This is a genomic window from Cellulomonas sp. PSBB021, assembly GCF_002240455.1.
Classification (GTDB): Bacteria; Actinomycetota; Actinomycetes; order Actinomycetales; family Cellulomonadaceae; genus Cellulomonas; species Cellulomonas uda.
In genome coordinates this window covers 3,779,816-3,794,193 of the sequence record NZ_CP021430.1, presented here as the reverse complement: position 1 = coordinate 3,794,193, position 14,378 = coordinate 3,779,816, and the positions used below count along the sequence as shown (strand labels likewise).

The 14,378-nt window shown below is 72.8% G+C and carries 15 protein-coding genes, 1 tRNA gene and 1 pseudogene; 7 read left to right on the top strand and 10 right to left on the bottom strand.

All coding sequences use genetic code 11. The annotated features are described in order from the left end of the window. Positions 1-2: 2 nt before the first annotated feature. Positions 3-442 (top strand): annotated as a pseudogene (locus tag CBP52_RS18460) (type II CAAX prenyl endopeptidase Rce1 family protein); the annotation flags it as partial. A gap of 166 nt (positions 443-608) precedes the next feature. Here CBP52_RS18460 and CBP52_RS18540 read toward each other — a convergent pair. The 4 genes from CBP52_RS18540 to CBP52_RS17365 form a co-directional block, all read right to left on the bottom strand. Next, positions 609-1,025: an acetylxylan esterase gene (locus tag CBP52_RS18540; protein WP_255407179.1), complete on the bottom strand. Its 417-nt coding sequence runs from the start codon at positions 1,023-1,025 to the stop codon at positions 609-611. Positions 1,026-1,110: 85 nt separating this feature from the next. Then, positions 1,111-1,419 (bottom strand): acetylxylan esterase, encoded by a 309-nt coding sequence (locus tag CBP52_RS18535; RefSeq protein ID WP_255407178.1) that lies wholly within the window; start codon positions 1,417-1,419, stop codon positions 1,111-1,113. Beyond that, positions 1,416-1,592: an acetylxylan esterase gene (locus tag CBP52_RS18530; protein WP_255407177.1), complete on the bottom strand. Its 177-nt coding sequence runs from the start codon at positions 1,590-1,592 to the stop codon at positions 1,416-1,418. The genes CBP52_RS18535 and CBP52_RS18530 overlap by 4 nt, the downstream gene beginning before the upstream one ends. 77 nt (positions 1,593-1,669) lie before the next feature. After that, on the bottom strand, positions 1,670-2,479 hold the full coding sequence (locus CBP52_RS17365) for a Bax inhibitor-1/YccA family protein (protein ID WP_094182010.1): 810 nt from the start codon (positions 2,477-2,479) through the stop codon (positions 1,670-1,672). 240 nt (positions 2,480-2,719) lie between these two features. On the opposite strand from CBP52_RS17365, the gene CBP52_RS17360 reads away from it, so the two are divergent. The 3 genes from CBP52_RS17360 to CBP52_RS17350 are packed head-to-tail and all read left to right on the top strand — an operon-like array spanning position 2,720 to position 5,570. After that, a complete protein-coding gene (locus tag CBP52_RS17360; RefSeq protein ID WP_094182009.1) occupies positions 2,720-3,718 on the top strand; it encodes an IS481 family transposase in 999 nt (332 codons plus the stop codon). Between the two features lie 56 nt (positions 3,719-3,774). Then, positions 3,775-4,731, top strand: coding sequence for an ABC transporter ATP-binding protein (locus CBP52_RS17355; protein WP_094179305.1), 957 nt, complete (start codon positions 3,775-3,777; stop codon positions 4,729-4,731). Continuing rightward, the gene (locus CBP52_RS17350) at positions 4,728-5,570 is read left to right on the top strand and encodes an ABC transporter permease subunit (RefSeq protein ID WP_094179304.1); all 843 of its coding nucleotides are present in this window, start codon (positions 4,728-4,730) and stop codon (positions 5,568-5,570) included. Before CBP52_RS17355 ends, CBP52_RS17350 begins: the two co-directional genes overlap by 4 nt. A 104-nt stretch (positions 5,571-5,674) precedes the next feature. Here CBP52_RS17350 and CBP52_RS17345 read toward each other — a convergent pair whose 3' ends face one another. Then, entirely contained in the window at positions 5,675-6,643 is a 969-nt protein-coding gene (locus CBP52_RS17345) for an IS481 family transposase (protein WP_157732448.1), read from the bottom strand. 130 nt (positions 6,644-6,773) lie between these two features. Between CBP52_RS17345 and CBP52_RS17340 the strand changes: the two genes are divergently transcribed. The 3 genes from CBP52_RS17340 to CBP52_RS17330 all read left to right on the top strand — a co-directional run bounded on the left by CBP52_RS17340 (position 6,774) and on the right by CBP52_RS17330 (position 8,332). Beyond that, positions 6,774-7,238 carry a MarR family winged helix-turn-helix transcriptional regulator gene (locus CBP52_RS17340; protein ID WP_094179303.1) on the top strand — a complete coding sequence of 155 codons (465 nt, stop codon included), beginning with the start codon at positions 6,774-6,776 and terminating at the stop codon, positions 7,236-7,238. Between the two features lie 89 nt (positions 7,239-7,327). Then, positions 7,328-8,212 carry a siderophore-interacting protein gene (locus tag CBP52_RS17335; protein ID WP_094179302.1) on the top strand — a complete coding sequence of 295 codons (885 nt, stop codon included), beginning with the start codon at positions 7,328-7,330 and terminating at the stop codon, positions 8,210-8,212. Positions 8,213-8,258: 46 nt separating this feature from the next. Continuing rightward, positions 8,259-8,332, top strand: a tRNA-Leu gene (locus CBP52_RS17330). Between the two features lie 60 nt (positions 8,333-8,392). Here CBP52_RS17330 and CBP52_RS17325 read toward each other — a convergent pair. The 5 genes from CBP52_RS17325 to CBP52_RS17305 all read right to left on the bottom strand — a co-directional run bounded on the left by CBP52_RS17325 (position 8,393) and on the right by CBP52_RS17305 (position 13,990). Continuing rightward, positions 8,393-9,877, bottom strand: a complete 1,485-nt coding sequence (locus CBP52_RS17325; protein WP_094182008.1) for an NAD(P)/FAD-dependent oxidoreductase — start codon at positions 9,875-9,877, stop codon at positions 8,393-8,395. A gap of 123 nt (positions 9,878-10,000) precedes the next feature. Further along, complete coding sequence (locus tag CBP52_RS17320) at positions 10,001-11,530, bottom strand: GH1 family beta-glucosidase (RefSeq protein ID WP_094182007.1); 1,530 nt, start codon at positions 11,528-11,530, stop codon at positions 10,001-10,003. Between the two features lie 345 nt (positions 11,531-11,875). Next, a complete protein-coding gene (locus tag CBP52_RS17315) occupies positions 11,876-12,838 on the bottom strand; it encodes a Ppx/GppA phosphatase family protein (RefSeq protein WP_094182478.1) in 963 nt (320 codons plus the stop codon). 71 nt (positions 12,839-12,909) lie between these two features. After that, entirely contained in the window at positions 12,910-13,437 is a 528-nt protein-coding gene (locus CBP52_RS17310) for a DUF501 domain-containing protein (protein ID WP_094182006.1), read from the bottom strand. Positions 13,438-13,489: 52 nt separating this feature from the next. Beyond that, positions 13,490-13,990 (bottom strand): septum formation initiator family protein, encoded by a 501-nt coding sequence (locus CBP52_RS17305; protein WP_232514578.1) that lies wholly within the window; start codon positions 13,988-13,990, stop codon positions 13,490-13,492. Between the last annotated feature and the right edge of the window lie 388 nt (positions 13,991-14,378).

Genomic DNA, 14,378 nt, shown 5'->3' with positions numbered 1-14,378 from the left:
ACCTGCTCGTCGTCGTCGCCGCGGGGTACCTGCTGCTGCCGTTCTAACTTCCTGACCTCGGGCGCGTACCGGAACTGGCCCACCGTCCAGGCGCCCGACGAGATCGCGCGGCTGTTCGTCGGCGTCAACGCGGTGGGCACGTGGGACGAGCTGTTCTTCATCTGCCACCGTGTTCGCGCTGCTGCGCCGGCACTTCCCCGTGTGGCTCGCGAACCTGCTGCAGGCCACGGTGTTCGTGTCGTTCCTGTGGAGCTCGCTACCGGTCCTGGGGCCGCTGCTGACGGTCCCGTTCGCGCTCATCCAGGGCTGGACGTTCAGCCGCACCAAGTCGCTGACGTACGTGCTCGTCGTGCACCTGCTGTTCGACGCCGTGGTGTTTATGGTGCTCGTGCACGCGCACTCGCCGCACCTGTTCGACATCTTCGTCACCGCGCGGCGGTGACGCCCGCACACCCGACGACGTCCGCACCGGAGCGCCGATGACCCTCACCACCTGGGCGGGCAGCCACACGTTCAGCGGCGGGCCGCTGCTGCGCCCGACGAGCGTCGAGGAGGTCGCCGACGTGGTCGCCGCCGTCCTCGCACGACCGTGGGCACGTGCGGGTCCGTCAGTCGACGAGATCGCGCAGCCAGCGCAGCTGGCGGTCCAGCTGGAAGCCCTGGCCGCCCTCGTGGCGGTTGAACTCGTACACCTCGATCTCGGTGCGCGGCCGCTGCGCCGCGAGCCCCGCGTAGTGGTTGTACGCCGCGAAGACGGTCGAGGGCGGGCAGATGTCGTCGCGCAGCGCGACGCTGAACAGCGCGGGCGCCGTCGCACGGCGCGCGAGGTGCACGCCGTCGACGTAGGACAGCGTGCGGAACACCCGCTCGGTGGAGCCGCGGTGCACCGCGAGGTACTGGACGAGCTCGCCGTACGGGAAGCCGTCCGTGATGTCGACCGCGCGGCGGATGTGGCACAGGAACGGGACGTCGGCATCACCGCGACGAGCCCGTCCGACAGGCCCGCGGCGGCGAGCGCGAGGCACCGCCTGGCTGCCGCCCGTGACCGCGACGCGTGCCGGTCCACGCCCGGCAACGCGCGCACCGCGTCGACCGCGCGGACCGCGTCCGTCATGATCCGGCGTAGTAGTACCGCTCCGGGTCCTCGACGCCACGCGTCATGACGCCGGGCGCGGCCGGGCCCGAGCCCGCCTCGTCGGGCGTGTGCGCGCCGCTCCCCCACGTCGAGCCCTGGCCGCGCGAGTCCATGACCAGGTGCACGAACCCGGCCGCGGCCCACGCGAGGCGCTCGTGCGCGAACCCGCGGCCACCGCCGTAGCCGATGTACTCGACGACCGCGGGCAGCGCGTCGCCCTGCGACCCTGCGGGTCGCGTGACCCATGCCTTCACCGGCTGACCGTCGAAGCCCGCGAACGTCACGTCCGTCGTCTCGCCCGGCCGCAGACCGGTGTCCTGCGCCGGGCGTCGAGCAGGACGTCGTGCCGACGCGCCTGGGTGAGCGTGCGGGACCAGAAGTCGTCGAGGTCCGCGGGTTCGTCGAGCTCCGGAAGGTAGCGCTCGAGCTCGGGCAGGGGGAGGTCGAAGAGAGCCACCCGCCGACCCTAGCGAGGTCGACGGGTGGCTCCGTGTCAGGTGTGCGGCGCGCCGGGTCGCAGCCGGCGTCCCCGCGTCAGTTCCGGAAGATCGCGAGGATCCGCAGGATCTCGAGGTACAGCCAGACGAGGGTCACGATGAGGCCGAAGGCCGCGGCCCAGGCCATCTTGCGCGGGGCGCCGCCCTCGACGCCGCGCTTGATCGCGTCGAAGTCGACGATGAAGCTCGCGGCCGCGAGACCCACCGCGAACAGGCCGACGAGGATGCCCAGACCGCCGCTGCGCAGCGGGCCGAAGTCGCCGCCGCCCACGCCCGCGATCATGAGGACCACGTTGAGCAGCGAGAACACCAGGTAGCCGACCATCGCGAGGACGAGCCAGCGCGTGAACTTCGGCGTGACGCGGACCTTGCCGGACTTGAAGACGAACAGCGCGCTGGCCGCGACCGCGACGGTGCCGAGCACGGCCTGGCTCACGATGCCGGGGTACGCCGCCTCGTAGAACGCGCTGATGCCGCCCAGGAACACGCCCTGCGCGACCGTGTAGAGGGTGATGAGCACCGGGCTCGGCTCGCGCTTGAACGCGTTGACGAGGCCCAGCACGAGGCCGACCACCGCACCCGCGATCCACAGGCCCGGGGCGAGCGCCCACGTCGCGGCGCCGACGACCACGAGGAGGGCGAGCAGGCCGCCCGTCTTCATGATCACGTCGTCGTACGTCAGGCGGCCCGTCTCGCGGGTCGTCGCTGCCGGTGCCGCGTACAGGTCGTCGAGCGTCGCGGCGTCCACGGTCGAGTACGTCGTGCTCGACTGCGCGTAGACGGTGCCACCGCCACGGCGCTTGTCCTCGCCGAAGACGGGGCTGTTGCTGAAGACGGGGTTCGCCACGTCGTCCTCCTGATCGGCCCGCGCCACCTCGGCGCAGGTCTGTGGTCCTCCAACGTACAAGGTGCACGGGCAGTTCCCGGGTCCTGACCGACCGTCCTGGGACGGACCCGCCGCCGTCCGCGCGGGGCAAGGTCCACCCGCAGTCGGATGCCTCGGGCCGGGAACCTGGCCCTAGGTGTACTCGGCCATCACGTTGGTGACAGGGCGTTGACGTGGGCGAGGGCCTCCGGCGTAGTGGAGATGTCTCGTCTTCACGATCCGGAGGCCCTCGTGGTTCACGCTAATGCGCGGCTGACGCCGCATGGGAGATGGTTGTTGGTGCAGCGGGTGCGGGTGCAGGGGCGCCCGGTCGCTCATGTCGCCCGCGAGCTGGGTGTCTCGCGCCAGTGCGCGCATCGGTGGGTGGCTCGTTTCGATGCGCAGGGCCGTGCCGGTCTGCAGGACCGGTCCTCGCGTCCGCGACGGTCACCGGCGGTGACCAGCCCTGAGCGGGTCGCACTCGTGCTCGCTGCGCGTGAGCGGTTGCGGCGCGGTCCGGACGAGCTCGCGCGGGCGACCGGAGTGCCGGCGCGGACCGTCTCGCGGATCCTGCGCCGCGCCCACGTGCCCTACCTGTGGCAGTGCGACCCGATCAGCGGTGAGCCGATCCGGGCGTCGAAGGTGACCGCGGTCCGCTACGAGCACGCGCACCCGGGTGACCTCGTGCACGTCGACGTCAAGAAGGTCGGGCGGATCCCGCAAGGCGGTGGGTGGAGAGCGCATGGGCGAGCCGGCACCCAGGCCGCGAAGAAGAAGCGCCCGCTGATCGGCTATGACTACGTCCACGCCGCCGTGGACGACTACTCACGAGTCGCCTACGCCGAGATCCTGCCGGACGAGAAAGGCGCGACCTGCGCGGGCTTCATCGACCGTGCCCTGACCCACTTCGCCGCGCTGGGCACACCCGTCAGAGCCGTCCTCACCGACAACCACTGGTCCTACGCACACGCCCACGAGGTCGCTGCGGTGCTCGCCGCGCACCAGACCGCGCACTGGTTCATCAAGGCCCACTGCCCCTGGCAGAACGGCAAGGTCGAACGATTCAACCGCACCCTCGCCAGCGAATGGGCCTACCGGCATCCATGGACCTCGAACGACCAGCGAACCACCGCCTTCACCACCTGGCTCAACGAGTACAACACTGAACGTCACCACCACGCCGTCGGCGCCGCCCCCGTCACCCGACTGTCACCAACGTGATGGCCGAGTACACCTAGGGTCGGGGCGACACGTCACCGAACGGAAGAGCCTCCGCGATGATCGAGGCAACGAACCTCACCAAGCGATACGGCGAGAAGCTCGCCGTCGACTCCATCTCGTTCCGGGTCGAGCCCGGGACCGTCACCGGCTTCCTCGGCCCCAACGGGGCGGGCAAGTCGACCACCATGCGCATGATCGTCGGCCTCGACCGTCCGACGTCCGGGCACGTCACGGTCAACGGCAAGCCCTACGCCGAGCACGCCTCGCCCCTCACGCAGGTCGGCTCGCTGCTCGAGGCGAAGGCCGTGCACACCGGCCGCAGCGCCCGCAACCACCTGCGCGCGCTCGCCGCGACGCACGGCATCGCCGACGCACGCGTCACCGAGGTCATCGAGATGACGGGCCTCGAGTCGGTCGCCAAGCGCCGCGTCGGCGGCTTCTCGCTCGGCATGGGGCAGCGCCTCGGCATCGCCGCCGCGCTCCTGGGCGACCCGCGCACCCTCATCCTCGACGAGCCGGTCAACGGGCTCGACCCCGAGGGCGTGCTGTGGGTCCGCAACCTCGTGAAGTACCTGGCCGGCCAGGGCCGCACCGTGTTCCTCTCGTCGCACCTCATGAGCGAGATGGCCGTGACCGCGGACCACCTCATCGTCATCGGGCGCGGCCGGATCATCGCGGCGGGTCCGGTGCAGGACATCGTCGAGCGCGGTACCCGCACGTCCGTGCGCGTCGTCAGCCCGCAGGCCACGCAGCTCGCCGAGCTGCTCACGGGGCCCGAGGTCAGCGTCACGTCGACCGAGCCGGGCTCGCTCGTCGTGCACGGCGCGACCGCCCCGCAGATCGGTGAGGCCGCCGCGGCCGCGGGCGTGGTGCTGCACGAGCTCACGCCCGTGCAGGGCTCGCTCGAGGAGGCGTTCATGTCCCTCACGCAGGACACCGTCGAGTACCACTCCACGATGGGCCACGACGGGTCCGCACCCCTCGGCACGACCGGTCAGGAGGCCGCGCGATGACCGCCACGACCACCGACGCACCCACGGCCGGCGCCGACGTGCGTGTCACGTTCCCGCGGCTCGTGCGGTCCGAGTGGATCAAGCTCTGGTCGCTGCGCTCCACCGTGTGGACGCTCGCCATCACCGCCGTCGTGATCGTGGGCTTCGTCCTGCTCATCACGTGGGGCATGCTCGACGCGAACGAGATGTCCGGGAGCAGCGACGACGTCAACGCCCTCGACGCGTTCGGCGCCATCCCGTACCTCGGCCCGACGGCCGTCGCCGTGCTCGGCGCGCTGACGATCACCGGCGAGTACACCACCGGGATGATCCGCAGCAGCTTCGCCGCCGCGCCGCGCCGCCTGCCGGCGCTGTGGGCGAAGGGCCTCGTCCTCGCGCTCGTCGTGTTCGTCGTGACCGCTCTCGCGGTCGCCGTCGCGGCTTCGCTGCAGGCGCTGATCTTCGGCGGGCAGGGCGCGTCGGTCGACCTGGGCGACCCCCAGGTGGTGCGCGCCCTCGTCGGGAACGCGCTCTACGTGACGATGATCGGGGTGCTCGCGTTCGGGCTCGGCGTGCTCATGCGGCACTCCGCGGCCGCGATCACGACGACGCTCGGCATCCTGCTGGTGCTGCCGATCCTGTTCAGCCTGATCCCGTGGAAGCCGCTGCAGGACCTCACGCCGTACCTGCCGAGCGTCGCGGGCTCCCAGATGACGTTCACCGACGCGATGATCGAGCAGCAGGCGGGCTTCACCGACTCGGTGGTGCTCTCGTCGTGGGAGGGCTTCGGTGTGCTGCTCGCGTACCTCGTCGTCGTCCTCGCCGCCGGTGCGTGGCTCACCAAGCGCCGCGACGCCTGACCCGGCACGACCCACGCGGCCCCGTGACCTGCCCGGTCGCGGGGCCGCGTCGTCGGTGCGCGCGGTCCTGCGCCACGTCCGCGGCGCCTAGGTGTACTCGGCCATCACGTTGGTGACAGTCGGGTGACGGGGGCGGCGCCGACGGCGTGGTGGTGACGTTCAGTGTTGTACTCGTTGAGCCAGGTGGTGAAGGCGGTGGTTCGCTGGTCGTTCGAGGTCCATGGATGCCGGTAGGCCCATTCGCTGGCGAGGGTGCGGTTGAATCGTTCGACCTTGCCGTTCTGCCAGGGGCAGTGGGCCTTGATGAACCAGTGCGCGGTCTGGTGCGCGGCGAGCACCGCAGCGACCTCGTGGGCGTGTGCGTAGGACCAGTGGTTGTCGGTGAGGACGGCTCTGACGGGTGTGCCCAGCGCGGCGAAGTGGGTCAGGGCACGGTCGATGAAGCCCGCGCAGGTCGCGCCTTTCTCGTCCGGCAGGATCTCGGCGTAGGCGACTCGTGAGTAGTCGTCCACGGCGGCGTGGACGTAGTCATAGCCGATCAGCGGGCGCTTCTTCTTCGCGGCCTGGGTGCCGGCTCGCCCATGCGCTCTCCACCCACCGCCTTGCGGGATCCGCCCGACCTTCTTGACGTCGACGTGCACGAGGTCACCCGGGTGCGCGTGCTCGTAGCGGACCGCGGTCACCTTCGACGCCCGGATCGGCTCACCGCTGATCGGGTCGCACTGCCACAGGTAGGGCACGTGGGCGCGGCGCAGGATCCGCGAGACGGTCCGCGCCGGCACTCCGGTCGCCCGCGCGAGCTCGTCCGGACCGCGCCGCAACCGCTCACGCGCAGCGAGCACGAGTGCGACCCGCTCAGGGCTGGTCACCGCCGGTGACCGTCGCGGACGCGAGGACCGGTCCTGCAGACCGGCACGGCCCTGCGCATCGAAACGAGCCACCCACCGATGCGCGCACTGGCGCGAGACACCCAGCTCGCGGGCGACATGAGCGACCGGGCGCCCCTGCACCCGCACCCGCTGCACCAACAACCATCTCCCATGCGGCGTCAGCCGCGCATTAGCGTGAACCACGAGGGCCTCCGGATCGTGAAGACGAGACATCTCCACTACGCCGGAGGCCCTCGCCCACGTCAACGCCCTGTCACCAACGTGATGGCCGAGTACACCTAGGGTGGTGCTCACCGGACACAGGAGAGCACCCATGGATCCCGCGATCGCCGACGTCGAGCGCCAGGTCGCCCTGCTGCTGCGCCTCGCGGACCGCAACCGGCGCCGCAGCCGCCGCCTGGAGGGCACGCTCGAACGCTCCGCGTACCTCGCGCTCGGCCGGCTCGCCGACGACGGGCCCGCAGGCATCAACGAGATCGCCGACCACCTGCGCCTCGACGCGTCCACGGTGACGCGCCAGGTGCTGCAGATGGAGGCCCTCGGCTACGTGAGCCGCTCGCGCGACGACAACGACGCGCGACGCTCGGTGATCGACGCGACCCCGGCCGGCCTGGCCGCGCTCGAGGCCACGCGACGCGCGCGCGCCGACGTGTACGCGCAGGTCCTGTCCGACTGGGCGCCCGACGACCTGCAGCACCTGGCCACGTCCCTCACGCGGCTCAACGCGTCCCTGAACGCCTCGCTCGACGCCTCGTCGGCGGCCGAGTCCCGCTCCTGACCCGGCCGTCCGGCCGAGCCGTACGCCCCGCCGAACGCCCACCGAACGCCCGGTCGCGTACCGCTCGGGCGGACGTAGGCTCACGACTCGTGACGACCCCCTCCCCCGCCGACGACCGCACGCCCGGCGGGACCAGGCGCCGACCGGCACCCGTCCTGGCGCACGTGCTGCGCACCGAGCGGCCGACCCCGCACCTCGTCCGCGTGGTCCTCGGCGGGCCGACCATGGCGCCGTTCGTCGCCGACGAGCACGCGGACTCCTACGTCAAGCTGATGTTCCTGCCGGCAGGTGAGCGCCCGCTGACCGACGACGGTCGCGTCGACCTGGACGCCGTGCGCGCCGCGCTGCCCGAGGGCGTCGCACCACGCCTGCGTGCGTACACCGTGCGGCACTTCGACGCCCACGCGCTCGAGCTGACCGTCGACGTCGTCGTGCACGGCGACCAAGGGCTGGCCGGCCCGTGGGCCGCGGGACTCGTCGGCGGCGAGGAGATCCTCGTCTCGGGCCCGGGCGGCGCGTGGTCGCCCGCGGTCGACGTCGACCACCACCTGCTCGTCGGCGACGCGAGCGCACTGCCCGCGATCGCGGTCGCGCTCGAGCGGATGCCCGACGACGCGCGCGGCGTCGCCGTGGTCGAGGTCGACGGCCCGCAGGACGAGTTCCCGCTCACCGCTCCCGCGGGCGTCGAGGTCCGCTGGGTGCACGCCGACCGCGGGCACCCGGGGCGGCGGCTCGTCGAGACGACGCTCGCGCTGCCGTGGCCCGGCGGCCGCGTCGGCGCGTTCGTCCACGGCGAGGCCGGGGCGGTCAAGGAGGTGCGCCGGCACCTGCGGCTCGAGCGCGGCGTCGCGCGCGCGGACCTGTCCGCGTCGGGGTACTGGCGCATCGGCGTCGACGACGAGGGGTGGCGCCGCGCCAAGCGCGCCTGGGTCGCCCAGGTCGAGCAGACCGAGCAGGCCGCCGGGCTGGTCTGACGCGGGCCTTCGCGTCGGACGCTCCGGTGGGAGGATGCTCGCGTCCGCGCCCGTAGCCCAACCGGCAGAGGCGGCCGGCTTAAACCCGGCTCAGTGCGGGTTCGAGTCCCGCCGGGCGCACGACGACGAGAGCCCCGGTCCACCAGGACCGGGGCTCTCGTGCGCGCGACGGGCGGACCGTCAGGACGCGGACTTCTTCTTCGCGGCGGGCTTCGCGGCGGGCTTCGCTGCGGCCGCGATCGCCGGGTCGGCCGGCTGCGCGTCGGACTTCTCCTCGACGACGCGCGGCTTCGGCGGGACCGACGCGGCGCGGAACTCCGCGCGCGGGTCGTGCAGCGCACCCAGCGGGACGACCTCGCGGCGCAGCAGGAGCGAGCCGGTCCAGCCGGCCATGATGCGCAGCTTGCGGTTCACGGTCGGCATGGCGAACACGTGGTACGTGCGGTGCAGCACCCACGCGAGGAACCCGCGGACCTTGATCTTGCCGAACATCTGGGCGACGCCCTTGTACATGCCGAGGGACGCGACCGCGCCGATGTTCTTGTGCGAGTAGTCCGTGACCTCGGCCGAGCGCAGCACGCGCGCGAGGTTGTCGCCGAGGTGGTTGCCCTGACGCAGCGCGTGCTGCGCGTTCGGCGGGCAGAACGACCCGGGGTTGTACAGGTCCGGCACGGCGGCGCAGTCGCCCGCCGCGTACGCGTCCGGCACGATCTCGCCGTGCTCGTCGACGACCTGCAGCGCGGCGTTGCACGTCACGCGGCCCATCTTGTCGAGCGGCAGGTCCGACTGCTGCAGGACGGGGTTGGCCTTGACGCCCGCGGTCCACACGATCGTGTCGGCGTCGAACTCGAGCTTGTTCGACAGGACCACGTGCCCGTCGACGCACGAGCTGAGGAACGTCGACAGGTGGATCTCGATGTGCCGCTTGCGCAGCTGCTCGAGCGTGTAGCCGCCGAGCTCCTCGCTCACCTCGGGGAGGATGCGGGGGCTGCCCTCGACGAGCACGAACCGCAGCTCGTCCTGCTCGATCTGCTTGTAGTGCGCGATCGTGTAGCGCGCGATGTCCTCGAGCTCCGCGAGCGCCTCGATGCCCGCGAACCCGCCGCCGACGAACACGAACGTGAGCATCCGCTTGCGCAGCTCGGGGTCCCACGTCGAGGACGCGACCTCGATGCGGTTGAGCACGTGGTTGCGGACGGCGATGGCCTCCTCGACGTTCTTGAAGCCGATCGCCTGCTCCGCGAGGCCCGGGATGGGCAGCGTGCGGGCGACCGAGCCGAGGCCGACGATCAGGTGGTCGTACGTGACCCAGTACGGCTCGCCCTCCTCGGGCGTGATCTCGACCGTGCGCTCGGCGTGGTTGATCTGGGAGACCTTGCCCTGGAGCACGTCGACGCCCTTGAGGGCGCGGCGGTGCGGTGCGACGACGTTGCGGGGGTCGATCGAGCCCGCGGCCGCCTCGGGGAGGAACGGCGCGTACGTCATGTACGGGCGAGGGTCGACGACGACGATCGCGGCCTCGCGCCGACCGAGGCGCTTGCGCAGCCGGCGCGCCGAGTACAGGCCGACGGTGCCGCCACCGAGGACGAGGACCCGGGGGACCTTGCGCGACTTGGCGGGGCGGACCGCGGTCTCGGCAACCGGGGTGGAGGCAGACTGAGGCATACCTCAACGGTATCGGCGCACGCGCGACCCACCACCTCAGCACCCGGTGACGATGCGCACATCGGGGCGACCCGGCGTGTGAAAACCGTCACGAGAGCCGCTCGCGGCCCCCGGTGGCCGGGGTCAGGCGGGCGGCACCGCGTTCGTCCGCACGACCTGCGAGTACCACCGGGCGCTCGACTTGGGCGTGCGGCGCTGCGTCTCGTAGTCGACGTGCACGATGCCCCAGCGCTGGGTCATGCCCCGCGCCCACTCGAAGTTGTCGACGAACGACCACGCGTAGTACTGCTGCAGGTCCACGCCCTCGGCCACCGCCCGCGCCGCCTGCTGCAGGTGCGTGCGCAGGAAGTCGAGACGCTGCGGGTCGTCGATCTGGCCCTGCGCGTCGGGGTCCGGGATGCCGTTCTCGCTGATGACGAGCGGCGGCACGTCCGGGTAGTCCGCGGGCAGCCGGACGAGCAGCTCGTACAGGCCCTCGGCGTGCACCTGCTGCCACCCGGCCGACGACGGCGGGTACAGCTGCAGCCACGCACCGGTCTTGTCGATGCCCGCCACGCCGTAGTACTGGACCGCGAGCAGGTCGCACGGCTGCGAGATCGTCTCGAGGTCACCGGGCTGGACGAGCGCCTCGAACGCCGCGCGGTCGCCGCGCAGCTGGCCGGGCTTGTCGCCCACGGCCTCGTCGGGGTACGTGCCGCGCAGCACCGGGTCCAGGTAGAGACGGTTCTCGGCCGCGTCGAGGCGGTCCGCCGCGAGCTCGGCGCCCGCGGCCCCGTAGACCGGCATGAGGTTGAGCGCGATGCCGATCCCGCCGCGTCCACCGATCTCCCGGAACGCCTGCACCGCCTTGCCGTGCGCGAGGAGTTGGTGGTGCACGGCCGCGAGCCCCGCGTCGATGTCCCCGAGCGCCGGCGCGTGCTCCGTGCCCGCGTAGCCGACCATCGCGGTGGTCTTCGGCTCGTTGATGGTCAGCCAGGTCGCGTCCACGTCCCGCAGCGACTCGAACACCACGGCCGCGTAGTCGGCGAACCGGTCGGCGGTGTCGCGCACCGCCCAGCCGCCCGCATCCTGCAGGGGCTGCGGCAGGTCCCAGTGGTAGAGCGTGATCGCGGGGTGCATGCCGCGGTCCAGCAGGCCGTCGACCACGCGCCGGTAGTGGTCCAGGCCCTTCTGGTTCACCTCGCCGCCGCCCGTGAGGTAGCCCGTCGGGACGATCCGCGGCCACGAGATCGAGAAGCGGTAGGCCTGCAGGCCCAGGTCGACCATGAGGTCGAGGTCCGACTCCCAGCGGCGGTACTGGTCCGCGGTGGGGTCGGCGGTCGAGCCGTCGTCGATCCGGCCCGGCTGCGCGGCGAAGGTGTCCCAGATGGACACCCCGCGGCCGTCGGCGGTCGACGAGCCCTCGACCTGGAACGCCGAGGTCGCCGAGCCCCACACGAAGCCCTGCGGGAACCGCATCGGCTCGGCCGGGACCGCCCACGCGGTGGGCGTCTGCTCGGGAGCCGGGGTGGTGTCGGTCGTCGCGTCGGTGGGGTGGTCGTGGTCCGTGCACGCCCCGAGCAGGCCGAGGCCGACGAGTCCGCACCCCATCTCCAGCACCGTGCGGCGCGCGACGAGCCGCCCGCTCGGCGCGGCCGGGTTCGGCTGATCCATCTCTGGAGCTCCTCGTCGAGCGGCGTGGTCATCAAGGAGCGACGGCCGGTGGACCCGGCCGTGGAAACGCTCCCAGAGCGGCGTGTGCCGCACATCGTGCCACCCGGCATCACGAGGCGTCAGGCAGTTCGACCCGTGGGATGGTACCGGTTCCAGTGAGACGAGTCACAGACCCGCGAGAGGTGACACGGTTCAGCACCCGCGTTTCACCAGCCCTGCGCCCCGCAGCCGCAGCCCGCTCACGGCGCGCAGACGACTCCCCGGGCCGACTGCTCCACGGTGCTCCGGCGGCCCGGCTGCGACAACCGCTTCGTCCCGAGATCACCCGGTACGTCCGGGCTCGGGTCAGCGGACGACGCGCTCCGCCGCGCTGAACGCGATGCCGTCGAGGATGTCGTGCTCCGAGGTGACGACGTGCTCGAGCGTGCCCCCTGCCGCGGCCACCTCGTCACGCACGCGTGCCACCACGTCGTGCCAGACCAGCGCGCCGGCGCCGATCACGTCGACGCGGCCCGGGTGCATGAAACCGAGCGCCGCACGCTTCTCGCGGGTCGCGCCCAGCAGGTCCTCGCACGCCTCGAGCACGGTCGCCGTCGGCAGCACCGCGCCGTCGATGCGGTCCGGCTGGTAGCTGGGCAGGCCCAGCGCGTGCGCCGTCACCGTCGTCACCGAACCGGCCAGCCCGACGAGCGTGCGCGCCTGCCCGAGCGGGACGACGGCCGCGGCCTCGTCGAGGGCCGCCGCGACGTCCCGGTGCGCGGCCGCACGCTCGTCGGCGGACGGCGGGTCGCCCAGCAGGTGCCGCTCGGTGAGGCGCACGCAGCCCACGTCCATCGACAGCGACGCCTGCGGCTCGCGCTCCCCCAGCACCAGCTCGGTCGAGCCGCCACCGAGGTCGACGACGAGGTACGGGCCGGGGTGGTGCGCCGCGACGACGCCCGTGGCGCCGCGGAACGACAGTGCCGCCTCCTCCTGGCCCGAGACGACCTCCGGCTCGACGCCGAGGAGCGCACGCACCCCGTCGACGAAGTCCGCGCGGTTCTCCGCGTCCCGGGAGGCCGACGTCGCGACGAACCGGACGGTCGTCGCCCCGAGCTGCGCGCAGATCGCCGCGTAGCGCGCCGTCGCCGCGAGCGTGCGCTCGAGCGCCTCGGGGGCCAGCCGCCCCGTGCGGTCCACGCCCTGGCCGAGGCGGACCACCTCGGACCGCCGGTCCAGGTCGACCAGCGTGCCCGCGGCAGGATCGACGTCCGCCACCAGGAGCCGGATGGAGTTCGTCCCGCAGTCGATGGCTGCCACTCGCGTCACGCCGCACATCCTCGCACCCGGACCGGACACGTCAGGAACGCGCCCGGCGTCCCGGTCGGTCCCGGCGGTGGTCAGCACGTGCAACGGTCGGGGCGCCACGTCCCACGGATCATCGCGAGCGCCTCGTCGCCGAACGGGTTCACACCCGGCCCGGCCGCGAGCGCGTGGCCGACGAGGACGTGCAGGCACTTCACGCGCGTCGGCATGCCGCCCGCCGAGATCCCCGCGATCTCCGGCACGTGACCGATCGCCTCACGGTCGGCGAGGTACGCCTCGTGCGCGTGGCGGTACGCGGCGGCGAGGTCCGCCTCGACCGCGAGCCGCTGCGTCCACTCCTTCATCAGCCCCGACGCCTCGAGCGTGCTGACCGCCGCGACCGCCTGCGGGTGCGTCAGGTAGTACAGCGTCGGGAACGGTGTGCCGTCGTCGAGCCGCGGCGCCGTCCGGACGACGATCGGGCGACCGCACACGCAGCGCGCCGCGACACCGACCACGCCGCGCGCGGGGCGGCCGAGCTGCTCGTGGAGCACCTCGAGGTCGTGGGCGGTCACGTCCGATGCGGTGGTGGGCACGTCGCTCCTTCGTCGGGGGACGCCCATTGTCCCTCAGCACGCACCGGTCAGCGCGACCGACCCCCTGGCCGGCACGCCGTCAGGGTCGAGCCGACGACGCGTCCTTCGTCGCGGCGTCCTGCTCCGCACCCTTCGTCGTGCCCTTCGTCGTGTCCTTCGTCGTGTCCTTCGTCGGGCGCTTCGTGGCGTCGCGGGGCGTCGCGTCGTCCGTCGTGCCCGCGACGACGAGCGAGTCCCAGACCGACGTGTACCAGGGCTGCTGCGCCTGCGTGCGCGCCACGGGGGTGTCCTCGTCGACGACCTGCGTCGTCGGGACCTCGACGGTCTCCGGGTCGACCACGCGGTACGCCTTCTCGCCCGGCAGCACGTAGGACAGCCGCTCGCGCGCCTGGGCCGTGACGAACGCCGGGTCGTCCCAGCGCTCGAGCTCCGCCTGCAGGTCGTCGTTGCGCTCACGCGCCGCCGCGACCTGGCTGCGCAGCTCGCGCAGGTCCGCCTCCTGACGCAGGTAGGTGTGCAGCGTCGGGTAGACCAGCACGAACGCGAGGACGAGCACGCAGCCCAGCACGATCGCCCGCACCGAGAACAGCCGCGGCGGCTCGACCCGGGCCCGTTCCGCCCGGGCCGTGCCGCGCGGCGGTGTCGACGGCGCACGGTTGCCGGGCCGGGTGGCGCCCGGGCGTGACGTGGCGCGCGGGACCCCGCGCGAGGGGGTCGCAGCCGAGCGGGTCCCCGCGCCGGCGTGACCGGGCGTGCTCCCGCCCCACCGGTGCGCGCGGCACCGGCCGCCCCGGTCCGCGGCGCACGCGGCGTTCGCGGGGCACCCGCCGTGTCGGGGCGGGGGGCGCCGGACGCGCCGTCGCGGACGCCCTGGCGCGGGTCGACCGGGCGGCGGGGTGCGGACATGCGCCCGATTCTGCCCGCGTGCACCCGTGAGCCCGGGACGTCGCGCCGCCGCGTGGCTTCCT

Excerpts from the sequence above, each read along its gene's own strand:
- CBP52_RS17360 (WP_094182009.1), top strand. The coding sequence starts at position 2,720 with ATGTCTCGTCTTCACGATCCGGAGGCCCTCGTGGTTCACGCTAATGCG.
- CBP52_RS17355 (WP_094179305.1), top strand. The coding sequence starts at position 3,775 with ATGATCGAGGCAACGAACCTCACCAAGCGATACGGCGAGAAGCTCGCC.
- CBP52_RS17350 (WP_094179304.1), top strand. The coding sequence starts at position 4,728 with ATGACCGCCACGACCACCGACGCACCCACGGCCGGCGCCGACGTGCGT.
- CBP52_RS17340 (WP_094179303.1), top strand. The coding sequence starts at position 6,774 with ATGGATCCCGCGATCGCCGACGTCGAGCGCCAGGTCGCCCTGCTGCTG.
- CBP52_RS17325 (WP_094182008.1), bottom strand. The coding sequence starts at position 9,877 with ATGCCTCAGTCTGCCTCCACCCCGGTTGCCGAGACCGCGGTCCGCCCC.
- CBP52_RS17320 (WP_094182007.1), bottom strand. The coding sequence starts at position 11,530 with ATGGATCAGCCGAACCCGGCCGCGCCGAGCGGGCGGCTCGTCGCGCGC.
- CBP52_RS17310 (WP_094182006.1), bottom strand. The coding sequence starts at position 13,437 with ATGGGCGTCCCCCGACGAAGGAGCGACGTGCCCACCACCGCATCGGAC.